Source organism: Cognatundibacterium curvum (assembly GCF_014284235.1).
GTDB classification, from domain to species: Bacteria; Pseudomonadota; Gammaproteobacteria; order Burkholderiales; family Burkholderiaceae_D; genus Undibacterium; species Undibacterium curvum.
This window is the reverse complement of sequence record NZ_JACOGD010000007.1, coordinates 60,233-81,719: the sequence shown is the minus strand read 5'-3', so window position 1 is coordinate 81,719 and position 21,487 is coordinate 60,233. Positions and strand designations below refer to the sequence as shown.

Below are 21,487 nucleotides of genomic sequence, written 5' to 3'. Positions count from 1 at the left end.
AAATTCTCTGTTTGTTTTATTGTCTGTTGTAAGCGACACGCATACCTTGCGTCAGTCCTGATCTTGCAATGCATTAGCTCCTTTGCTACATTGCAGCCATGATAAAAACAAAAAAAATAGGATCGAAGTTAGGGGCCAGTCTGTTTGCGCTGGTGTTTGCAGTGTTGTTTGGTGTTGGCGGCTGGGCAGTGGGTGTGTACCCCATGTTCAAGCAGTTGCAGGGGTGGTGGCGGGCTGCCGATCTGGTGGCGGTGCAGGCACATATCAACAAGCTTGAGTTGCGCGAGCACGAAGACGAATCCACAAGCTGGCAAGTCCTTGCCGAATTTGAATATCAATATAATGGCCAGACTTATCGCAGCACACGCATCAATATCGGTGGTGACAGCAGCGATAACATAGGCAGTTATCAACGCGATATCCATGCCCAACTGCTGGCGGCGCGCAATCAGGATCAACGCATCACACTCTGGCTAGACCCGCAAGAGCCTGCCTATGCCGTCTATGACCGGCAAATACGCTATAAGCGCCTATTATTCCTGATCCCTTTCGCCACTCTGTTTCCCTTGATCAGCCTGGGTGCCTGGTGGGCACTCTGGGCAATCTGGTTCAAGCCTGATAAAGAGGTAGCAGATGTTGCCGCTGCAGGTGCTGGCGCTGATGCCGGATCAGCGCTCACGTCAGGCCATACGCTGTCCGGTAAGCTGGAAATACAGCCCGACAGTAGTGGGGCAGAGCTGGGTTTTTTTGCGATCTTCTGGAGTTTGTTGACCTTCCCCTTGTCCATTCTGGCGGTAACAGATGGTGGCAGCAATATGCGCTTTTTGGTACTGCTGTTCCCGCTGATAGGTGTGCTGTTGCTGTGGCTGTCTTTACGTCTCGCTTTTCTACGCTGGCGCGTGGGGGAGACCAGTCTGTTCATGGCGCAGCAGCCATGTACCGGTATTAAGGATTTGTGCATGCGCCTGTGCTTCAAACTGCCCTTGGGGCAACGCATGCAAAGCGCAGGGACATATTACCCTGTGAAGGCCGAAGTGCTATGCGTGCTTGAAGACCGGCGCGGAGAAGACACCAGTAGCAAGACCCTGTGGTCGCAAGCATTGAACAGCATACAGATCTTGCATGGTGCGCAGGGCATGGATCTGAAAATCAGCTTGCCCAAAGACATGCCAGCAAGCGGCTTGCTGGATGATAAAGATGTGGAAGTGATCTGGAAATTGCAGATCAAAGTGTTGGGGGCAGACATTGAGTTTGTCCTGCCTGTGCAAGCGGGCACAGGGCAGGGGCGGAAAAAAACACTTAGCGACTTGATGGCAGTCCAGCCAGACCGCAGCATCTATGAGTTACCTAAGGCAACGACGCAGCCAGACCGCAGCATCTATGAATTACCTAAGGCAAGGGCGCCAGCAGATAAGCAAACACCTAAGGGCTTATGGGCCTATGTCTTCCTCTTCTGCATGGTGGCGCTATCTGCTTACCTGATGATTGATCATGGAGACGATGAGGTGAGTGCTACCCGTGCCGAAGCCCGCGCCGTGATTCCGGAAGAGGCAGAAACCCTGGCGCAATTGCAGGCCAGGCTTCGTGCTGGAACTGATGTCAATAGCCGGGACAGTGAAGGCCGCAGCCTGCTCATGCAAGCGGCAGATGAAAACAATCTGGACAAGGTGAACTACCTGTTACAACAAGGGGCGCAAGCCGATCTGGCGACACCTCTTGATGCAGATGGCAATGGCGGGCGCAGTGCCGTGTTTGCTGCGATAAATAATGATGCGGCAGACATATTGCAGGCCCTCGCCGATGCAGGCGCAGATATGCAAAAACCCGCCAACAAGGTGTGGACGCCGATGCACTATGCCAGCTATCGCGGTGCAATGAAAAGCCTGCGTTTTCTGCATGAACGTGGCCTGCCTGTTGACGACCGCTTTGCCGGTGAGCGTGGTTCAACACCGCTGATGGTAGCTGCACAATACCAGCAGTTATCTGTAATTGCCTTTTTGCTGCAAGCAGGCGCTGACCGCAAGAAGAAAGACCTGTATGGCGAAGATGCCTGCGGCTATGCACGTTACTTCAAACAGGCTATGGCATCCAAGGCGCTGGAATGCCCATGAATTCAAGTAAATCAAAACGCCAGCTCGTAGGGCGTTTATGGCGTGTAGGCCGCATCGCGATGCGCCGCATTTGACTGTTATGCGTAGCGACCGATTCGGTATCGCCTCTTCATTCGGATCGCAGATTATTCATACTGAATCATACATCACCTGGTGGATGCAGGCGCTTATTCTAACGAGTGGGCAGGCGGCGTTTTGATCAGCCTTGATGAAAATAGCGATTCCATACTGCGCATCGTGATGCAGCCTACAAAAGCCGGTTTTTCTTACACCTTACCGTGTTGCCATCAACAGGGAATGCGACTCCCGCAGGAATTTAAACCGAAAGTGGGAATAAATTGTAGGACACAATGGTGTGCATAGGTTGCGCCGTATGAGGTGCTGGATTGCAGCATAAAGCCTTAATTTTCAGGTGTAACCCAAAGCAGTAAATCAAACACCCAGTAATCATGCGCCTTCCGGCTTGCTTTGCTCTTGTAAGGCGCATGAAATATGGGTGAAGCCGTAGGACGTAATGACTTGCAGGCTGCAATGGCCTTCAACTGTTGCGCCATTTGAAGTGGTGGATTGCACCTCGTTGCGTTACGATTGCAGCCTTGGTCTAAGGCTCGTCGATTCAGCCAAATTGGAGTCAGGATTTGATGCGTGCTCTTGCCAATTAAAATTAATTAACCCTGCGAATGATGAAAGTAAACAGATGAGTTTTATTGTTCAGATTATCGATGCCGCCTTGCCGGGCGATGCGACACAACGTCAACGATTGATTGATCAATACGTGGCGCAACATCACTCTGAAAATGCCGGGCCAGGTGCGGCGCTCGCTCAGTTGTATCAGCAACTGGTTGTTCAGTATCCGTGCTTATCGACGTTTAAAGAAAACGACTCAGACGCATGCGTGTGGGCCGATGGTCCTTTGATTGCGAATTTCGGGAAAAAAATTGCCGTGCTTGATATCGCCCAGAATGAAGAACAGGTAGTGGCTTTCATCTTGAAACTGGCGGGAGATTTAAATCTGAAAGTCGTCGATGCGCAGGAGGAATTGGTCTATTACCCAAAAAGTCAGGAGGCTGTTGATTTCATCAAGGCGCACGAAACGCCTGCGGTGAAAGAAAAGCCCTTAACGGAAAAGAGAGTGTTGGATTTTATTGTTGCGCGTTTGAAACCACTATTTGAACCAGCCGGTTTTGTTTGGAACAAGAAAGAGAAGTGGGCAGAAAGAACTGTTCCCTACGGAACTCAACGTCTATGGCTGGGTGTTGAAAAGAGACGCTATACATTTGCAATCTATCTTACTGCCAGATTCGATATACCGGCAGTAGGGGAATTGGTGCGGAGAGTGACCGGCGATCTTTCAGTCAACGAGTATACTGTTGGATGTAATTACCCGTATTTTACGGGGCGAAACAGGCCTCCTGAAGTGGATAAACTGGATAATGTGAACGAATTAGTTCAGATGACGAACTTGATTGAGGATCTGACAAAAACGGCCGTTCTCCCCTTTTTTGAAACCACCTTAGATTTAGAAAAACTGAGCAGCGCTATAAATAATCCTGAAAAGTGTGGATACTTTATGAGTACCTTCTTTATGCAGGCGCTATCCTTAGCTTTTTTGTTGCAACCATCAAAGATTCGGGAAACAGCTGATATTTATCGAAATTACATTAGGTATAGAAACTATCCTGAGGAAAATATAACGAAAATTGATCAGCTTGTGAATCAACTCATAGCACTCAATCCCACCCTTTGTGACTAATGCCATCCTGCGGCGCATCGTGATGCGCCCCACAAAAGCCGGTTCTTCTTACACCTTACGCCTTAAGTTTCATAGCAAACCCAAAGCAGTAAGCAAACACCCAGTAATCATGCGCCTTCCGGCTTGCTTTGCTCTTGTAAGGCGCATGAAAACTAGGTGAGGACCGTAAGCCGTGATGACTTGTAGGCTGCAATGGCCTTCATCTGTTACGCCATTCCCATCCTTGAACTACGTAAAAAAGACGCCATCCCTGGCTGTGCAGGAATGGCGTCTTGATATGTTTCATATCTGACGGAACAGGATTGTTCAAGGATATTTTTTGCGATTCCCAGCTTAATCCTGCGGCCGGATAATCAGTTTGCCGGTGGCTTTTCTGGCGGCTAGCAGATTCATGGCTGTGGCGCAGTCGTTCAGGCTGTAGCGTCCTGAAATATGTGGGCGGATTTTTTTCTCATGGAACCAGCCGACCAGTTGCTGCATCGCTTGCAGATTCGCGGCGGGTTCGCGGCGCACGAAATCGCCCCAGAACACGCCCAGTATCGAGGCGCCTTTGAGTAAGGGCAGGTTGAGTGGGATTTTTGGGATTTCACCATTTGCAAAACCGATCACCAGGTAGCGGCCGCGCCAGGCGATGGAGCGGAATGCGGCTTCGGCATAGTCGCCGCCGACCGGATCAAAAATCACATCGGGGCCTTGTTTGCCGGTTGCGGCTTTGAGCTGATCGCGCCAGTCGGCGTCGCTGTAGTTGATGCAGATATCGGCGCCGTGTTCCACGCAGACGGCCAGCTTTTCTGCGCTGGAGGCGGCTGCAATCACGCGCGCGCCGGTGGCCTTGGCTATCTCTATCGCGGCAATGCCGACACCGCCGGACGCACCCAGGACCAGCACGGTTTCACCGGCTTTCAGCTGTGCGCGGTCCAGCAGTGCATGGTGCGACGTGCCATAGGTGAGGGTGATGGCGGCAGCGGTATCGTCGTCCATGCCCGGCGGAACCGGGAAAATCGCCTGCTGCGGCGCTAATAACTGTTGTGCAAATGCACCATGTCCAACGAAGGCAATTACGCGGTCGCCGGCTTTGAAATGCTTTACTTCAGCGCCGGTGGCCTGCACGATGCCGCATGCCTCGCTGCCCGGAGTGAAGGGTAATTCGGGTTTGAATTGATATTTGTTTTGGATGATCAGGACATCGGGAAAGTTGATGCCTGCTGCCTGTACCTGGATCAGCACTTCTTGCGGGCCTGGTGTTAAGTCAGGAATTTCGCAGACTTCCAGGGTCTCAGGTGGTCCCCATTGTTTGCATACGACAGCCTTCATTGTTAGTCTCCAGGTTAAATAATAGTACGGTCGTTAGATTTTGATTATGCCTGATTTTTTTCACCGGAAAGAAATTTGTTTTTGTGCATCGGGTAGAATGCCCGATATGAAAATTCTACTCAGTAATGATGATGGTTATCTCGCTCCTGGCATCCAGCAACTGGCGCAGGAGTTGTCGCAATTTGCCGATGTGACGGTGGTCGCGCCGGATAGCAACCGTTCCGGTGCATCGAATGCATTGACGCTGGATCGTCCACTGTCGGTGCAGCGTGCGCCGAATGGCTTTTATTTTGTGAATGGTACGCCCTCAGATTGCGTGCATATTGCGCTGACTTCTATCATGCGTGAACGTCCTGATTTCGTCATTTCCGGCATCAATCAGGGCCAGAATATGGGCGACGACACCTTGTATTCGGGCACAGTGGCGGCGGCTACCGAAGGCTATTTGTTTGGCATTCCCGCGCTCGCATTTTCACAAGTGGATAAAGGCTGGCGTGAGCTGGAATCTGCGGCGCAGATCGCGGCTGCGATGGTCAGGCATGGTGAGTTTGGGCTGGCTGCGCCTTATTTGCTGAATGTGAATATACCGAATCTGCCACGCGCAGACATCCAGGGTGTGCGTAAGACCCGGTTGGGTAAACGCCATGCATCTGAACCTGTGATTGCGATGCGTGATCCGCATGAGCGTGAAATTTACTGGATAGGGCCACCCGGCGCAGTCAGAGACGGCGGCGAGGGCACGGATTTTGATGCGACTGCACGCGCGTTTGTGTCAGTGACGCCGCTGCAGATAGATTTGACCAATTTCCGCCAGCTGGATGCATTGAATGTGGATGGCTGGACTTTGGGGGCATGATGAGTTCTGGTGAAAAGCGTTTCCCGCTGTCGCTGTCTTCTGTGGTCGATAAAAAAACTGCCAGACCCGAGCGCCGTATTACTGATGGTTCGTCGCAGACTGCGATGCAGAATTCGCAATCTGCGCGTCTGGGAAAAGTGGCAGTGCCAGTGGCGGTGTCGAGTGTGACTGAACGGCCAGCGGTGCCGGATGGCGTGCGCCGTGCCATGGTGCAGCGGGTTGCCGAGCAAGGGGTCAGGGATGAGCTGGTGCTGGCGGCGATGCAGGCCATACCCCGGCATTTATTTCTGGAGTCGGGCATGGTCGGTCAGGCCTATGTCGATGCGTCTTTGCCTATCGGCTATCAGCAAACTATTTCTCAGCCCTACATCGTGGCACGCATGATAGAAATCCTGCGTAATGGCGTCATGATGGATAAGGTGCTGGAAATCGGCACGGGCTGTGGTTATCAGGCTGCGGTCTTGTCTTTGCTGGCAAAAGATGTGTACTCAATCGAGCGCATCAAGGCCTTGCATGAACTGGCAAAAAGCAATCTGCGGCCTATGCGCATCGCTAATATTCGTTTGCAATATGGTGATGGCATGCTGGGATTGCCGCAGGTGGCCCCGTTTGACGGTATCATACTGGCTGCCGCCGGCTTGGAAATACCGCCTGGCTTACTCGAACAATTGCGCATCGGAGGTCGTCTGGTTGCGCCGGTGGGTGGTAAGAAGCAGGAATTGCATCTGATTGAGCGCCTGAGTCAGAAAGAATGGCGCAAAACCATCATAGAATCCTGTCATTTTGTCCCTTTGCAGCCGGGCATGGTGTGAACCTTAGGCGCTCTTCATCAGGCAAATCAGAATTAGCATGAAAAAAACAGAATATACACGTAGTCTCGTCTTCCCCTTGGCGCTCGCTGGTTTGCTGAGCGCCTGTAGTTCGGTGCCGAATCAGGCGCCTATCGTGGACCGCAATCCTGCGCCTGTCGTGGCCGAGCCGGTAACGCAAGCAGCGCCACCTAAGCCGGTTGTGAAGGTGCAGGAGCCGGGTAAAACCTATGTCGTCAAGCGTGGCGATACTTTGTACAAAATCGCGCTGGATCACGGTCACAGTTATAGCGATTTGGTGGTTTGGAATAATCTGAAAAATCCAAATGACATTAAGGTCGATCAGGTATTGCGTGTCAGCGCGCCTGATCAGTCAACTGCCGGTGCGGTGCAGACCATCCCTGTGGTGGGTGCCTCAGGGGTTGAGGTCAAGCCTTTATCTGCGCCGGTATCTGGAAATAAAACTTCTCCTAAAGGCGATAAGCGTCCTTATAGCGAAGCGACGCTGGCTGAATTGCAAAAGCCGGATGTCAGTGCACCTGCTGTAGTCGCGCGTGCTGATGTGGTGGTGCCAGTTAAGGGAGTCGAAAAAACCCCGGAAAAAGCGACTGAAAAACCAGCTCAGCCTGCAGCGGCCGATAACGACAGCGTCGAGTGGGTCTGGCCAGTGGATGCAAAACCGGTTGCCACGTCGGATGAAAACAGAAGCAAGGGCGTGGATTTTCCGGGTAAGTCGGGGCAGGATATTCTGGCTGCCGGAGCCGGGCGTGTGATGTATGTGGGTAGTGGCATACGCGGCTATGGAAATCTGGTCATTATCCGCCACAACAGCAATTTATTGTCGGCTTATGCGCACAATAAGAGCATTGTTGTGAAGGAGGGACAAATGATTGCAAAAGGACAAAAAATTGCTGAAATGGGCAATTCAGATAGTGATAATATTAAATTGCATTTCGAAATCAGGTTGAATGGTAAGTCTGTCGATCCTTTGAAATATCTGCCTGCACGATAATTCCCTGGCGCTATCTTCTTCCTGTAAGCTGTATTTGCTTTGTATTTGGTTTGTTAATGCTGGCTCTGAAACATAGTACGTAGTAAGCGAGGTCACTCTGCTTCCTGGACTGATCCCATGTTCATCAACGTAATCAGCTTTGGTCTACATTATGCAAAAAACTGCAAACAGCCATAAGGAAGAGTTAGCGTCTTTTAGTGAAATTGATGCGTTAGCAGATGAGGATGTTGCTGACGACGAAACCGAAGAATCTGGCGATGATGAGGAGCGCGATTCTGCGCAGGCGACTGATCCGGTTTCTCTGGTTGTTGCGCCCATCGACGAGTTGAAAAATGTATTGGCGGCGGAATTATCGACCGATACCACGCAGTATTATCTGAACCAGATTGGCACCCGTCCTCTATTTGATTCGGCAGAAGAGCTGCATTACGCCACGCTGGCCAAGCAGGGAAATTTTGAAGCCAGGCAGAAAATGATAGAGCACAATCTGCGCCTGGTGGTGTCGATTGCCAAGCACTACATTAATCGCGGTGTGGCCTTGCTGGATATGATAGAAGAAGGCAATCTCGGGCTGATGCATGCGATTGATAAGTTTGAGCCTGAGCGCGGCTTCCGTTTTTCCACCTATGCGACCTGGTGGATACGCCAGAGTATAGAGCGGGCCATCATGAATCAGGCGCGCACCATACGTTTGCCGGTGCACATGGTGCGTGAATTAAACCAGATACTCAGAGCAAAATATCACCTGGAATCGCAGCGGCGCGATGGGCGTGATGCGAATTTAGAAGATATTGCTTTGCTGGTGGATAGGCCAGTCGATGAAATTCAGGATATTCTGGCCTTGTCTGAACATGCGACTTCGCTCGATACACCGCTCGATAATGATCCGCAATCCAGTCTGATGGATATGCTGCCCGGCGATAGTGATGATGGTCCGGATGCGCGGGCTGAGCATCATGAAATGACGGTGCTGGTGCGTGACTGGCTGTCAAAATTGCCTGATAAACAGCGCATAGTGGTGGTGCGGCGCTTCGGTCTGGATAATGATGATCCGGCCACATTAGAAACCCTGGCTGATGAAATGGGGATTACACGCGAGCGTGTGCGCCAGATACAGCAAGAGGCCTTGATCAAACTGAAGCGTTCTTTCCTGTCGCGCGGCGTCAGCCGGGATGCGCTGATCTGAATTGTCCGTTTCCATGCATGGAAAACTGCGTTGAGGCGGCTACATCTTTTATAATTCGTTTTTGGATTTTCTTAACTGGCACCGCAGGGTGCCGAATTTTTTTTCATGAATACAATAGAAATTAAGTCGCTGGACATGGACGCCAGGGGCGTAGGTCATCTGCAAAATGAAGACGGCAGCCAGGGAAAAGTGGTGTTTGTTGAGGGTGCATTGCCAGGCGAACTGGTGGAATTTAACCCTTACAAAAAGAAACCCAGCTGGGAAGTGGCTACTTTAGGAACGATACACCGCGCATCTTCGCAGCGGGTCGAGCCTAAATGTGAGTTTTTCGGCACCTGTGGTGGCTGTTCTATGCAGCATTTGCAAGCCGATGCACAGGTCGCGATGAAGCAGCGCGTTCTGGAAGACAATCTGTGGCACATCGGTAAAGTCAAAGCAGAAACCATGCTGCGTCCGGTCTACGGGCCTACCTGGGGGTATCGCTACCGTGCGCGCCTGTCGGTGCGCCATGTGATCAAAAAAGGCATGGTGCTGGTCGGCTTCCATGAGAAACGTTCACGTTACGTGGCGAATATGGAAACTTGCCAGATATTGCCGCCGCATGTGTCTGCCATGTTGATGCCTTTGCGTGACTTGATTACTTCGCTGTCTATCGTCGAGCAATTGCCGCAGATCGAGCTGGCAATCGGCGAGGGCGCCACAGTGATGGTGTTGCGTATCATGGCGCCGCTGACGGCGGACGACGAAGTGAAACTCAAAGCCTTTGCGGATCAGTATCAGGTGCAATGGTGGTTGCAGACCAAGGGCCCGGATTCTGCTGAGCCTTACTATCCTGCGCAAAGTGATTTGCATTACTTGTTGCCAGAATTTGGTATCAAGATGCCATTCAAGCCTACCGATTTTACGCAGGTCAATCATCAGATTAACCGGGTGTTGGTGGCGCGTGCCTTGCGTTTGCTGGATGTGCAGAAAGATGAGCGGATTGCAGATCTGTTCTGCGGCCTGGGTAACTTCACCTTGCCGATCGCGACGCTGGCGCGTGAAGTGGTGGGGATAGAGGGCAGCACGGCATTGACTGAGCGTTCTCTGGAAAATGCGCGTCTGAATGGCTTGTCCGACAAAACCAGTTTCAGTACCCGTAATCTGTTTGAGGTGACTGCGGATGATTTGATTGCGCTGGGTAAGTTTGACCGTTTTCTGGTCGATCCGCCGCGTGATGGTGCGATGGCATTGTGTCAGGCGCTGGCTGATTTGTCGCGGCGCGCGCCGGAACTGCGGCCTAAGCGCCTGGTTTACGTTTCCTGCAGCCCGTCCACGCTGGCGCGCGATGCGGGTATCCTGGTGACTGCAGCCGGTTATCGTCTGAGTTATGCCGGTGTGGTTAACATGTTCCCGCACACTTCGCATGTGGAGTCTATGGCTGTTTTTGACCTGATTGACTGAAAATCAGCAGATCAAAACCTGATCCTGGCGGATAGATATGCTGTCTTTCCGCCAAGTCATGTTTGTGCGTTTGATTCATGCTAAAATCTAAGGTTAGATGAATTCTTGAGTTTTTGTCTTAACCCTTTCTTTTTATTGGAGTTTTTAGATGGCTATCGAACGCACATTGTCTATCATCAAACCTGACGCGGTTGCAAAAAACGTAATCGGTCAAATTTACAGCCGTTTCGAAGGCGCTGGCCTGAAAGTGATCGCTGCACGTATGGCACAATTGTCCCGCGCTGAAGCAGAAGGCTTCTACGCTGTTCACCGTGAGCGTCCTTTCTTCAAAGATCTGGTTGACTTCATGGTTTCCGGTCCAGTTATGATCCAGGTTCTGGAAGGCGAAGGCGCAATCCTGAAAAACCGCGATCTGATGGGCGCAACTGATCCTAAGAAAGCAGAAAAAGGCACTATCCGTGCAGATTTCGCTGATTCCATCGATGCAAACGCAGTTCACGGCTCTGACGCTGCTGAAACAGCGGCTGTGGAAATCGCTTACTACTTCCCAGCATTGAACGTCTACTCCCGTTAATCCGGGTCTGGATCTGTTTTTAGTTTGATTTGTCCTGGCATCGCGAGCAGTGTTCGTGATGTCAGGCGAAAGAAAAGTCATGACGGCACTTGTAAACTTACTTGATTTTGATCCTGAGCAGCTCATTGCCTATTGTGGTGAGTTGGGGGAAAAACCGTTTCGTGCCAAGCAGTTGCAACGTTGGATACATCAGTTTGGTGTGAGCCAGTTTGATCAGATGACTGATCTGGCGAAGTCTTTACGTGAAAAATTGGCGACGCGCGCGATGATAGCTGCGCCCAATGTGATCAGTGATAACACCTCATCGGATGGTACCCGTAAGTGGTTAATTGATGTGGGTCAGGGAAATGCTGTTGAAACAGTGTTTATTCCCGAAGAAAACCGCGGCACCCTGTGTATTTCTACTCAGGCTGGCTGTGCGGTGAATTGCCGTTTCTGTTCTACCGGCAAACAAGGTTTTAATCGTAATCTCAGTGTGTCTGAGATTATTGGTCAGCTGTGGATGGCTGAGTTTGAATTGCGTAAGACTAAAGGTATTGCGACCGGCCCTAAAGGCGAACGTCAGATCACGAATGTGGTGATGATGGGTATGGGCGAGCCTTTGTTGAATTTTGATCCTACCGTCGCTGCATTGCGCCTGATGCTGGATGATAATGCCTATGGCTTATCGCGCCGTCGTGTGACGGTGTCGACCAGCGGCGTGGTGCCGATGATGGATAAGTTGTCGCAGGAATGCCCTGTGGCGCTGGCGGTCTCGTTGCATGCCTCGAATGATGCACTGCGTGATGGTTTGATTCCGCTGAATAAAAAATATCCGCTGAGCGAACTGATGGCGGCTTGTCGTCGCTATCTGGAATTTGCTCCGCGCGACTTTATTACCTTTGAATACTGCATGCTGGATGGTGTTAATGACAGCGACGAGCATGCACGTGAATTGATACGTTTGGTGCGTGATGTGCCTTGCAAGTTCAATCTGATACCGTTTAATCCTTTCCCGGAATCTGGCTTGAAACGTTCCGCTAATCCACGCATCAAGGCATTTGCACAGGTGTTGATGGATGCGGGTATCGTGACCACCACCCGCAAAACCCGCGGTGATGATATCGATGCTGCATGCGGACAGTTGGCAGGTGAAGTGAAAGACCGTACCCGGGTGCAGGAACGCATGCAAAAGATGGCAGAGTACCAGAAGAAGTTTGGCGAAAATTTCGGCAAAATTGTGGAGATTACTCAGTGATATTTTCCAGATTCAGTACACGTTATAAACACTTAGCCGCATTCGTGCTGGCTGTTTCAATGTTAGGTTGTGCTTCGAAAAGCGCGCTCGATGTGGAAAAGGAGGGCGTGACTGAATCGGTGGAGAAGCAGGAGTTGCAAAAGCGGGCTGCAATACGCATGCAACTCGCTGTTGGTTACTATCAGCAGGGGCAGCAAAAAGTCGCGCTCGAAGAAATACGTCAGGCTTTGACAATCTCCCCTGACTTGCTCGACGCGTATGCATTGCGTGCGCTGATCTTTATGGATATGGGTGAGAAGCAATTGGCAGAAGATAACTTTCTGCGTGCGCTGAAAATAGCCCCTGCCAATGTCGATATCGCGAATAATTATGGCTGGTTCTTGTGTCAGAACGGTCGCGAAAAGCAAGGCTTGCAATATCTTGAACGTGCGATGAAAGACCCGTCTTATGCGACGCCGGGTAAAGCCTTTAATAATGCAGGCTTATGCAGCTTGCGTCTGCGCGACTTTAATGCTGCTGAAGGGTTTTTTTTGCAGGGCTTCCGGCAAGAGCCTTTCAATCCTGGTATTAATGCCAATCTGGCCAAGATTTATTTTGACCGTGGCGATTATACCCAGGCCCGTTTTTATATCGGGCGGGTGCTGAAAATGGAAGTGATGGCCGCCGATGTGCTTTGGCTGGCGATTAAAATCGAAAAGCGGTCTGGAGATGAGGCTGCAGTTGCTGGTCTTGCCACGCAATTGCGCAGACGTCATCCTGGTTCGAAAGAATTTTTGCTTTTGCAAAAGGGTGCATTTGATGAGTGAAGGTGATTTGGATGTGGTTGGTGATGCGAATTCATCAGATGTGGCCGCAAAAGAAACAGACCTGAAGCAGGATGCCGGGCAGCAGCTCGCACTCGCCAGATCCCGCATGGGTCTGAGTGTGGAACAGGTAGCTGAACATTTAAAGCTGTCGCCTAAGCAGATACAGGCGATAGAATCGAATGCATTTAACTTGTTGCCAGAGATGGTGATCGTGCGTGGCTTTATACGCTCCTACGCGAAGTTGGTGAAACTCGATGCCCAGGCATTGCTGGTGACTTTGCCAGCAGTTGCAGTTCACAACAGACCAGTAGAGGCGGATTTTCGTCCTACGCTGGCAACACCTTTTCTGGAATCAAAAACCCGTTTTCTGGCGAGGTCTGATCAGACCAATCGCAAGTATCTGATCGGCGCCATACTGCTGGGTCTGGCTGCTTTGGTCTTTGTTGGTGTGCAAAAGCTGGAGCAAACAGAATGGTTTGCGAGGCAGCTTGCTTCATTCAATGCACCAGTGGCCACGCCAGCAATTGAGGCTGTGCCTGCCTCTGTAGCGACCGAGTCAGTGCAGGTCAGCCAGCCAGCCAGTTTGCCGGTAACGAATCAGATTCAGCCTGAGAAAAGCCTGACTGAAATTTTGCAGGCGCCTGCATCTGCAGTGAAGGAGACGCCAGCAGAGGCAGAGCCCGCACCTGTGAAAGAAGCGCAGACGCCAGCGCCAGATAATGCTTTAACACTCAAATTCCGCCAGGATTCCTGGGTGCAGGTAAAAAAGGAAAATGGCGAAGTGCTTGCTTCCCGCTTGTTCAAAGCAGGGGCTGAAGAAAAATTTGATTTGTCGCTTCCTTTGCAACTGAGAATCGGTAATGCCGCTGGTGTGGATGTGGTGGTTCGTGGCGCTGCGATGCCAGTCGCGGTGAATAAAGAAACTAACGTCATTAATCTGAATATTAAATAATAATGGATCCGTTTTTGTCTGAGATAGTCTCTGGTCCTGCAGCACGTCTGCAGCGCCGGTCTGCAAAAGTTGTTTATGGCGATAAAATCGTCGTAGTTGGCGGTGGCGCTCCGGTGGTGGTGCAATCGATGACGAACACGGATACCGCCGATGTGATCGGTACCGCGATACAAATCAAGGAACTGGCTCGTGCCGGTTCTGAGCTGGTTCGTATCACGGTGAATAATCATGAGGCTGCACGCGCAGTGCCGGATATCCGCAATCAGCTCGATAAAATGGGTATTGATGTGCCGCTGGTGGGTGACTTTCACTATAACGGCCATACCCTGCTCAAGGAGGTGCCGGAGTGTGCGCAGGCTTTGTCCAAGTATCGCATCAATCCGGGTAATGTAGGGCAGGGTGCGAAACGTGACAGCCAGTTTGCGCAGATGATAGAAATCGCCTGTCAGTACGATAAGCCTGTGCGTATCGGTGTGAACTGGGGTAGCCTCGATCAGGCTTTGCTGGCGCGGATTATGGATGCGAACGCAGCCCGCTCCCAGCCCTGGAGTGCGCAGTCCGTGATGTACGAGGCGCTGATCACGTCAGCGATTGAAAATGCAGAACGTGCAGAAGAGCTGGGCTTATCTGGCGATAAGATTATTCTGTCCTGTAAGGTGTCCGGTGTGCAGGATCTGATCGCGGTTTATCGCGAATTGTCAGCGCGTTGCGACTATCCTTTACATCTTGGTCTGACCGAGGCTGGTATGGGTAGTAAAGGCATCGTCGCGTCAACTGCGGCCTTGTCTGTGTTGCTGCAACAGGGTATAGGCGATACGATCCGTATCTCGCTCACACCTGAGCCTGGTGGTGATCGCTGCAAGGAAATTGTGGTGGCGCAGGAAATACTGCAAACCATGGGCTTGCGTAAATTCACGCCTATGGTGATTGCGTGCCCGGGTTGTGGCCGGACTACCTCTACCGTGTTTCAGGAACTGGCGGATGATATTCAGACTTTCCTGCGCGATCAGATGCCGGTCTGGAAGACACAATACCCTGGCGTGGAAAATATGAATGTCGCCGTGATGGGCTGTATCGTTAATGGCCCGGGTGAATCTAAGCATGCGCATATCGGCATCAGCTTGCCGGGTACAGGTGAGTCACCGGCAGCACCGGTTTTCATTGATGGTGTGAAGGCGATGACACTGCGCGGCGAACATATCGCACAAGAGTTCCAGAAAATCGTGCTGGACTATGTGCAGCGCAATTACGCTCAGAAATAAGGATGGGCTTAGTCCGCGCTGTAGTCGCTGCGGTCAGTTCTGAAAGATTAATTTGTTAGGCTTGTTATGTCAGAGAATAAAAAACTAGAAAAAATTGTTGGCGTAAAAGGGATGAACGATATTCTTCCTGCCGACGCCGGTATGTGGGAATTGTTGGAAAACACAGTCCAGTCTGTATTGAAAAGCTATGGCTTTCAACAGATTCGTACCCCTATCGTCGAGCCTACACCTTTGTTTGCGCGAGGTCTGGGTGAAGTGACGGATATCGTCGAAAAAGAGATGTACTCTTTTGAAGATTCGATGAATGGCGATAAGCTGACGCTGCGTCCGGAAGGAACTGCCGGTGTGGTGCGTGCTGCGATTGAGCATAATCTGGTGTATGACGGTCCTAAGCGTCTGTGGTATGTGGGACCGATGTTCCGTCATGAAAAGCCGCAGCGTGGCCGCTACCGTCAGTTCTATCAAACCGGCATTGAGGCACTGGGTTTTACCGGCCCCGATATCGATGCAGAGCTGATCCTGATGTGTCAGCGCTTGTGGGATGATCTGGGTTTGCAGAATGTGCGCCTGGAATTGAATTCCATTGGTGATGCCGGTGAACGTAACGCGCACCGTGCGGCACTGATCGCTTATTTTGAGCAGCATATCGACATACTCGATGCAGAAGCCAAGCGCCGTCTGCATGCAAATCCTTTGCGCATATTGGATACCAAAAATCCGGCGATGCAGGAGATGGTAAATGCAGCGCCTAAGCTGATCGAGTATCTGGGCAGCGAATCGCTGGCCCACTTTGAAGGTGTACAGGCGATACTGCGTCAGAACAATGTGCCATTCACGATTAATCCTCGCCTGGTACGCGGCATGGATTACTACAACCGCACAGTATTCGAATGGGTGACCGATGAGTTAGGTTCTCAGGGTACGGTTTGTGCTGGCGGTCGTTACGATACTTTGTTCTCTACCTTTGGCGGTAAGCCAACACCAGCCTGTGGCTTTGCGATGGGCATGGAACGTTTGCTGGAATTAATGAAGGCAAACGGTGAAATGCACGAACCTGCGCAATGCGACGTCTATCTGGTGCATCAATCCACTGAAGCGCAGATGCAGGCGATGGTGCTGGGCGAACGTTTGCGTGATGCGGGCCTGAACGTGGTGCTGCATTGTGCGACGGCGACCGGTGTCGGTAGTTTTAAATCGCAGATGAAAAAAGCGGATGCGAGTGGTGCTGCATACGCTGTTATCATAGGCGAGGACGAGGCGGTGAATCAGCAGGCTTCGGTCAAGGCTTTGCGCGCTGATGAGCAGGAGACAAATCAGGTGACTGTGCCGTTTGATACGGTGGTGGATTATTTGCTGGACCAGATCGCCGGTGAGCACCACGGCGATGACTGCTGCGATGACCCTGATCATATTCATTTACATTAATTAAATTAGAAAAATATGGCTTACGATTTAGAAGAACAAGAGCAGCTTGATACCCTAAAAGCGACTTGGAAGCAGTATGGCAATCTGATTACCTGGACCCTGATCGCGGCACTGGGTTCGTATGCGGGCTGGGTGCAGTGGAATAATTATCAGCGTAATCAGTCGGGTCAGGCTTCTCAATTATTCGAGGAGTTGTCGAAGTCTGTGGCTGCTAAAGATGCGCAGAAAATTCAACGTGTATCAGCCGATATGAAGGAGAAATTTCCTTCTACGAATTATGCGGCGATGGCTGCGCTGACCACGGCAAAAGCGGCGTATGAAGCAAATGACCTGAAGACTGCCAAGGCAAATCTGCAATGGGTGATTGATTCCGGTAAAAACGAAGAATATAAAGCGCTGGCAAAGATTCGTCTGGCTGGTGTTTTGCTGGATGAAAAAGCCTATGAAGAAGCGTTGAAAGTGTTGTCAGCTGAATTCCCGGCAGAGCTGCAGGCAGAGGTTGCGGATCGCAAGGCGGACATTCTGGTAGCTCAGGGTAATACTGCAGATGCAAAAAAATCCTATCAGCTCGCTCTGGATAAAATGACGGACAAAAGCCCCGCCAAACAACTGGTGCAGTTGAAACTGGATGCATTGGGTGGTGCTGTAGCTCAGGACAAACAATAATCGGAGTGTGTATGCATGTGTTTCTGAAGTCGCTTCCTATCGCTTTGCTGGCAGGTCTGACAGCGTGTTCCTCATTGAATCCGTTTTCATCCAAATCGGATGCGAAATCACCAGTCGCGCTGGTGGAGATTAAATCCAGTCTGGCAGTGCGTCAGGCATGGTCTGTTGCTGTCGGCTCTGCAGGTAACCAGTTATTTGTTCCCGCGGCAGATGCCGGCAAAGTCTATGCAGCTGCGGCAGACGGTACTGTCATCAGAATTGATCAGGCTTCGGGAAAAACTGACTGGCGCGTGAGCGCGGGTGTCAAGCTCACTGCTGGCGTTGGTGTCGGCATGAATACCGTGGTCGTCGCTGCTGAAAAAGGTGGCTTGCAGGCGTTTACTACGGATGGCACAGCGAAATGGAAGATTCAGGAAAGCAGTGAAGTGTTATCTGCACCTGTAGTTGGTGGCGGGCTGGTGATCGTGCGTGGCAGTGATAATCGCATCAGTGCTTATGATGTCGATACCGGTGCCAAAAAATGGACGGTGGAACGCCAGTTGCCTGCACTGACGCTGCGTGCGGCACCTGGTCTGGTGATTTACAACGATACAGTGATTGTTGCTTTGCCGGGTGGTCGCATGCTGGCTTTAGCGCTCAGCAATGGAGGTGTACGTTGGGAGGCTGTAGTTGGTGAGCCGAAAGGTGCGACCGAGCTGGAACGCGTCGCCGATGTATCCGGAATGCCATTTGTGGTTGGGAAAGATGTCTGTGCCAGTTCTTATCAGGGGCGGGTGGGATGTTTTGATGTAAAAACAGGTGCAGCTCGCTGGAGCAAGAATTTGTCCAGCCAGGTTGGTGTTGGTGCCGACGAGCGTTTCGTGTTTGCTGCCGATTTAGCCGGTGTAGTGAATGCGTATGCAAAAGAGGGTGGTACCAGTGCCTGGAGAAATGAAAAGTTAGGTTATCGTCAGTTGTCTGCACCTGTCTCTTTTGGACGTGCAGTCGTGGTTGGTGATTATGCAGGTTATCTCCATTTTCTCTCCAGAGAAGATGGTTCTTTCATCGGTCGTCTCAGTACCGATGGTAGTCAGATTTTGGGAACGTCGCTTGTGGCGGGATCGAATCTGATTGTTCAAACAAAGTCAGGATCAGTTGTCGCTATTGCGACCGAATAAATTAAATGAAGCCGGTTATTGCACTTATAGGTCGACCTAATGTCGGCAAATCCACGCTGTTCAATCGGCTCACCCGTTCACGTGATGCCCTGGTGGCCGATTTACCGGGCTTGACCCGTGATCGCCACTATGGTGAGGGCAGGGTTGGAGAACGTCCTTTTCTGGTGATCGATACGGGTGGTTTCGAGCCTGTTGCCAAGGAAGGTATTGTTCATGAAATGGCGAAGCAGACCAAGCAGGCGGTCGCTGAAGCCGATGTGGTTATCTTTATCGTTGATGGTCGTCAGGGGCTCACTCCGCACGACAAAACAATTACCGATTACCTGCGTAAATCAGGCAGATCAGTCATGCTGGTCGTGAATAAAGCAGAGGGTATGCGTTATACCTCAGTCACAGCTGATTTTTACGAATTAGGCATGGGTGATCCGTATGTGATTTCTGCGGCTCACGGTGATGGTGTTGCAGATCTGGTGGAAGAGGCGCTGGATATCGCCTTTACTCAGCGTCCTGCCGAGGAAGAGTCTGAGCTGCCGCAAGAAAAAGGCATACGTATCGCTATTGTTGGCCGCCCTAATGTGGGTAAGTCGACGCTGGTCAATACCTTGCTGGGTGAAGATCGTGTGATCGCTTTCGATATGCCGGGCACTACCCGTGATTCGATAGAAATTCCATTTGAGCGTGATGGGAAAAATTACTCCCTCATCGATACAGCGGGTATCCGTCGTCGTGGCAAGGTATTTGAAGCAATCGAGAAATTCTCTGTTGTCAAAACCCTGCAATCCGTTTCAGAAGCCAATGTGGTTTTATTGATGCTGGATGCGCAGCAGGATATTTCTGAGCAGGATGCGCATATTGCCGGCTTTATTCTGGAGTCTGGCCGTGCCCTGGTGGTTGGTGTGAATAAATGGGATGGCTTGCAAAGTGACAGGCGTGATGAGATTAAGATGGATATTGAACGTAAGCTCAATTTCCTGACTTTCGCAAAATTTCACTTTATCTCCGCGCTCAAGTCGACAGGTATCGCTCCTTTGATGAAGTCGATCGATGCGGCTTACGAAGCGGCGATGGCCAATTTGTCTACGCCTAAGCTTACACGTGCCCTGATTGAGGCGGTTGAGCATCAACAGCCTAAGCGTAAAGGCTCTATCCGTCCTAAATTGCGCTATGCGCATCAGGGTGGTCAGAATCCGCCGATTATCGTTATCCACGGCAATGCGCTGGAAGCAGTGGGTGATGTCTATAAGCGTTATCTGGAGAAGCATTTCCGCGAAACTTTTTCGCTGACAGGTACCCCGCTGCGTATAGAAATGCGTTCCGGTAAAAATCCTTTCGATAAGTCGAAATAATGTTGGTTTTCTGAAATTTTTTATTTTTAGCAATAATCAGTTTGCGCTAAAGATAAAATCTAGTTTAGAGTTATTCTGTAATACAACTTGGGGTAGGGCTTGATACTGAGCAATTCGCCCCAATCTCCTGATCACAACAACACAATGGAGCTGCTATGAGTAATAAAGGGCAATTGTTACAAGACCCGTTTCTGAACGCTTTGCGTAAGGAACATATTCCTGTTTCTATCTATCTGGTTAACGGTATCAAACTGCAAGGACATATTGAGTCTTTCGACCAGTATGTAGTCTTGCTCCGCAACACAGTGACACAAATGGTATACAAACACGCCATTTCTACCGTCGTCCCAGCCCGTGCGGTGAGTATCAATTCTGAAGCGGACGCTGAGTAAATTTTGAATTTTTGTATTTTCTTTAGGTTGGCAGATTAATGCGTGCCATTCTTGTCGGGGTTGATTTTGGTCGGGAAGATACGACTGCAAGTCTGGAAGAACTCACGCTGTTAAGCCAGTCTGCCGGTGTGCAGCCGGCACATGTATTGACTTGTAAACGCAATGCGCCTGATGCAGCTTTGTTTGTTGGTTCTGGTAAGGCGCAGGAGATAGCAGATATGGTGGCTGACGATCAGTTAGAGGTCGTCATCTTCAATCATGCCTTATCACCTGCTCAGCAGCGGAATCTGGAGCGCGTTTGTAAAGTGCGTATTGTGGACCGTACCAGCCTGATACTGGATATTTTTGCGCAAAGAGCGAAAAGCCATGACGGTAAGCTGCAGGTCGAGCTGGCTCAGTTGCAGCATTTGGCGACCCGCCTGGTGCGGGGCTGGACCCATCTGGAACGTCAAAAAGGTGGTATCGGCTTACGTGGTCCGGGTGAAACACAGTTAGAAACAGACAGACGTTTGCTTGGTGATCGCGTCAAGATGCTAAAGTCGCGTTTGGATAAGTTACAGAAGCAACGTGAAACCCAGCGCCGTGCGCGAGGCAGGAATCAAGAGTTTACGGTGTCCCTGGTCGGGTATACCAATGCAGGGAAATCCACTTTGTTCAATGCACTGACCAAGGCGGGTACCTATGCGGCAGATCAGTTGTTTGCAACGCTGGACACGACTTCGCGGCGCTTGTATCTGGGTGAATCTGGCAGCATCGTAATTTCAGATACCGTTGGCTTTATCCGTGAGTTGCCACATCAACTGGTTGCCGCGTTTAAGGCGACCCTGGAAGAGACTATTCATGCAGATCTGTTGTTGCATGTGGTGGATGCGGGCAGTGCGGTACGCGAGGATCAGATGGCGCAGGTCAATCTGGTTCTGAAAGAAATTGGTGCGGATAATGTGCCGCAGTTGATCGTCTTCAACAAGATAGATTTGACGGATGCCGGGCCCAGTGTCGGCTATGACGAGTATGGTAGAATCGAACGTATTTCCGTAAGTGCAAGAACTGGGGCTGGTCTCGATTTATTGAGGCAGGCAGTTGCGGATTTCGCGCTGCAAAAGGCGCAACAGATTTCCGGGAAAAAGGACCAGGCACCTGATCCCGACGATATCCGTTTTTTGTAACAGTAGTCCAACCTACTAAT

The 21,487-nt window shown here is 50.9% G+C and carries 19 protein-coding genes; 18 read left to right on the top strand and 1 reads right to left on the bottom strand.

All coding sequences use genetic code 11. The annotated features are described in order from the left end of the window. The first annotated feature begins 98 nt into the window (after window positions 1-98). A complete protein-coding gene (locus H8K43_RS13850; protein WP_186904398.1) occupies window positions 99-2,111 on the top strand; it encodes an ankyrin repeat domain-containing protein in 2,013 nt (670 codons plus the stop codon). A gap of 514 nt (window positions 2,112-2,625) precedes the next feature. After that, a complete protein-coding gene (locus tag H8K43_RS13845) occupies window positions 2,626-3,864 on the top strand; it encodes a hypothetical protein (protein ID WP_186904397.1) in 1,239 nt (412 codons plus the stop codon). A gap of 333 nt (window positions 3,865-4,197) precedes the next feature. On the opposite strand, the gene H8K43_RS13840 is transcribed toward H8K43_RS13845, so the two are convergent. Further along, on the bottom strand, window positions 4,198-5,178 hold the full coding sequence (locus H8K43_RS13840; protein WP_186904396.1) for an NADPH:quinone oxidoreductase family protein: 981 nt from the start codon (window positions 5,176-5,178) through the stop codon (window positions 4,198-4,200). 106 nt (window positions 5,179-5,284) lie between these two features. Here H8K43_RS13840 and surE point away from each other — a divergent pair, with 106 nt between their 5' ends. From surE to hflX, 16 genes are all read left to right on the top strand, one after another. Next, window positions 5,285-6,034 carry a 5'/3'-nucleotidase SurE gene (gene surE, locus H8K43_RS13835; RefSeq protein WP_186904395.1) on the top strand — a complete coding sequence of 250 codons (750 nt, stop codon included), beginning with the start codon at window positions 5,285-5,287 and terminating at the stop codon, window positions 6,032-6,034. Then, the gene (locus H8K43_RS13830) at window positions 6,034-6,846 is read left to right on the top strand and encodes a protein-L-isoaspartate(D-aspartate) O-methyltransferase (RefSeq protein WP_186904553.1); all 813 of its coding nucleotides are present in this window, start codon (window positions 6,034-6,036) and stop codon (window positions 6,844-6,846) included. Before surE ends, H8K43_RS13830 begins: the two co-directional genes overlap by 1 nt. Window positions 6,847-6,883: 37 nt before the next feature. Continuing rightward, entirely contained in the window at window positions 6,884-7,855 is a 972-nt protein-coding gene (locus H8K43_RS13825) for a peptidoglycan DD-metalloendopeptidase family protein (protein ID WP_186904394.1), read from the top strand. A 151-nt stretch (window positions 7,856-8,006) separates the two neighbouring features. Continuing rightward, window positions 8,007-9,041, top strand: coding sequence for an RNA polymerase sigma factor RpoS (rpoS, locus tag H8K43_RS13820; protein WP_186904393.1), 1,035 nt, complete (start codon window positions 8,007-8,009; stop codon window positions 9,039-9,041). 105 nt (window positions 9,042-9,146) lie between these two features. Beyond that, window positions 9,147-10,484, top strand: coding sequence for a 23S rRNA (uracil(1939)-C(5))-methyltransferase RlmD (gene rlmD / locus H8K43_RS13815; protein WP_186904392.1), 1,338 nt, complete (start codon window positions 9,147-9,149; stop codon window positions 10,482-10,484). Window positions 10,485-10,632: 148 nt separating this feature from the next. After that, the gene (gene ndk / locus H8K43_RS13810; protein ID WP_050412223.1) at window positions 10,633-11,058 is read left to right on the top strand and encodes a nucleoside-diphosphate kinase; all 426 of its coding nucleotides are present in this window, start codon (window positions 10,633-10,635) and stop codon (window positions 11,056-11,058) included. A gap of 79 nt (window positions 11,059-11,137) precedes the next feature. Beyond that, window positions 11,138-12,295 (top strand): dual-specificity RNA methyltransferase RlmN, encoded by a 1,158-nt coding sequence (rlmN, locus tag H8K43_RS13805; protein WP_162020964.1) that lies wholly within the window; start codon window positions 11,138-11,140, stop codon window positions 12,293-12,295. Continuing rightward, window positions 12,292-13,101: a type IV pilus biogenesis/stability protein PilW gene (gene pilW / locus H8K43_RS13800; protein WP_329604522.1), complete on the top strand. Its 810-nt coding sequence runs from the start codon at window positions 12,292-12,294 to the stop codon at window positions 13,099-13,101. Before rlmN ends, pilW begins: the two co-directional genes overlap by 4 nt. Next, window positions 13,094-14,053, top strand: a complete 960-nt coding sequence (locus H8K43_RS13795; RefSeq protein ID WP_186904390.1) for a helix-turn-helix domain-containing protein — start codon at window positions 13,094-13,096, stop codon at window positions 14,051-14,053. Before pilW ends, H8K43_RS13795 begins: the two co-directional genes overlap by 8 nt. A gap of 14 nt (window positions 14,054-14,067) precedes the next feature. Beyond that, window positions 14,068-15,315 carry a flavodoxin-dependent (E)-4-hydroxy-3-methylbut-2-enyl-diphosphate synthase gene (ispG, locus tag H8K43_RS13790; RefSeq protein WP_230403955.1) on the top strand — a complete coding sequence of 416 codons (1,248 nt, stop codon included), beginning with the start codon at window positions 14,068-14,070 and terminating at the stop codon, window positions 15,313-15,315. Window positions 15,316-15,381: 66 nt separating this feature from the next. Further along, window positions 15,382-16,740 (top strand): histidine--tRNA ligase, encoded by a 1,359-nt coding sequence (hisS, locus tag H8K43_RS13785; protein WP_162020961.1) that lies wholly within the window; start codon window positions 15,382-15,384, stop codon window positions 16,738-16,740. Window positions 16,741-16,755: 15 nt separating this feature from the next. Then, complete coding sequence (locus H8K43_RS13780) at window positions 16,756-17,406, top strand: YfgM family protein (protein ID WP_186904388.1); 651 nt, start codon at window positions 16,756-16,758, stop codon at window positions 17,404-17,406. 11 nt (window positions 17,407-17,417) lie between these two features. After that, window positions 17,418-18,563 (top strand): outer membrane protein assembly factor BamB, encoded by a 1,146-nt coding sequence (gene bamB, locus H8K43_RS13775; protein WP_186904387.1) that lies wholly within the window; start codon window positions 17,418-17,420, stop codon window positions 18,561-18,563. A gap of 5 nt (window positions 18,564-18,568) precedes the next feature. Then, complete coding sequence (gene der / locus H8K43_RS13770) at window positions 18,569-19,909, top strand: ribosome biogenesis GTPase Der (RefSeq protein WP_186904386.1); 1,341 nt, start codon at window positions 18,569-18,571, stop codon at window positions 19,907-19,909. Between the two features lie 155 nt (window positions 19,910-20,064). Continuing rightward, window positions 20,065-20,301, top strand: a complete 237-nt coding sequence (gene hfq, locus H8K43_RS13765) for an RNA chaperone Hfq (protein WP_162020957.1) — start codon at window positions 20,065-20,067, stop codon at window positions 20,299-20,301. 38 nt (window positions 20,302-20,339) lie between these two features. Further along, window positions 20,340-21,467, top strand: coding sequence for a GTPase HflX (gene hflX / locus H8K43_RS13760; protein WP_186904385.1), 1,128 nt, complete (start codon window positions 20,340-20,342; stop codon window positions 21,465-21,467). Window positions 21,468-21,487 lie beyond the last annotated feature (20 nt).

Excerpts from the sequence above, each read along its gene's own strand:
- H8K43_RS13850 (WP_186904398.1), top strand. The coding sequence starts at position 99 with ATGATAAAAACAAAAAAAATAGGATCGAAGTTAGGGGCCAGTCTGTTT.
- H8K43_RS13845 (WP_186904397.1), top strand. The coding sequence starts at position 2,626 with ATGACTTGCAGGCTGCAATGGCCTTCAACTGTTGCGCCATTTGAAGTG.
- H8K43_RS13840 (WP_186904396.1), bottom strand. The coding sequence starts at position 5,178 with ATGAAGGCTGTCGTATGCAAACAATGGGGACCACCTGAGACCCTGGAA.
- surE (WP_186904395.1), top strand. The coding sequence starts at position 5,285 with ATGAAAATTCTACTCAGTAATGATGATGGTTATCTCGCTCCTGGCATC.
- H8K43_RS13830 (WP_186904553.1), top strand. The coding sequence starts at position 6,034 with ATGAGTTCTGGTGAAAAGCGTTTCCCGCTGTCGCTGTCTTCTGTGGTC.
- H8K43_RS13825 (WP_186904394.1), top strand. The coding sequence starts at position 6,884 with ATGAAAAAAACAGAATATACACGTAGTCTCGTCTTCCCCTTGGCGCTC.
- rpoS (WP_186904393.1), top strand. The coding sequence starts at position 8,007 with ATGCAAAAAACTGCAAACAGCCATAAGGAAGAGTTAGCGTCTTTTAGT.
- rlmD (WP_186904392.1), top strand. The coding sequence starts at position 9,147 with ATGAATACAATAGAAATTAAGTCGCTGGACATGGACGCCAGGGGCGTA.
- ndk (WP_050412223.1), top strand. The coding sequence starts at position 10,633 with ATGGCTATCGAACGCACATTGTCTATCATCAAACCTGACGCGGTTGCA.
- rlmN (WP_162020964.1), top strand. The coding sequence starts at position 11,138 with ATGACGGCACTTGTAAACTTACTTGATTTTGATCCTGAGCAGCTCATT.
- H8K43_RS13795 (WP_186904390.1), top strand. The coding sequence starts at position 13,094 with ATGAGTGAAGGTGATTTGGATGTGGTTGGTGATGCGAATTCATCAGAT.
- hisS (WP_162020961.1), top strand. The coding sequence starts at position 15,382 with ATGTCAGAGAATAAAAAACTAGAAAAAATTGTTGGCGTAAAAGGGATG.
- H8K43_RS13780 (WP_186904388.1), top strand. The coding sequence starts at position 16,756 with ATGGCTTACGATTTAGAAGAACAAGAGCAGCTTGATACCCTAAAAGCG.
- bamB (WP_186904387.1), top strand. The coding sequence starts at position 17,418 with ATGCATGTGTTTCTGAAGTCGCTTCCTATCGCTTTGCTGGCAGGTCTG.
- der (WP_186904386.1), top strand. The coding sequence starts at position 18,569 with ATGAAGCCGGTTATTGCACTTATAGGTCGACCTAATGTCGGCAAATCC.
- hfq (WP_162020957.1), top strand. The coding sequence starts at position 20,065 with ATGAGTAATAAAGGGCAATTGTTACAAGACCCGTTTCTGAACGCTTTG.
- hflX (WP_186904385.1), top strand. The coding sequence starts at position 20,340 with ATGCGTGCCATTCTTGTCGGGGTTGATTTTGGTCGGGAAGATACGACT.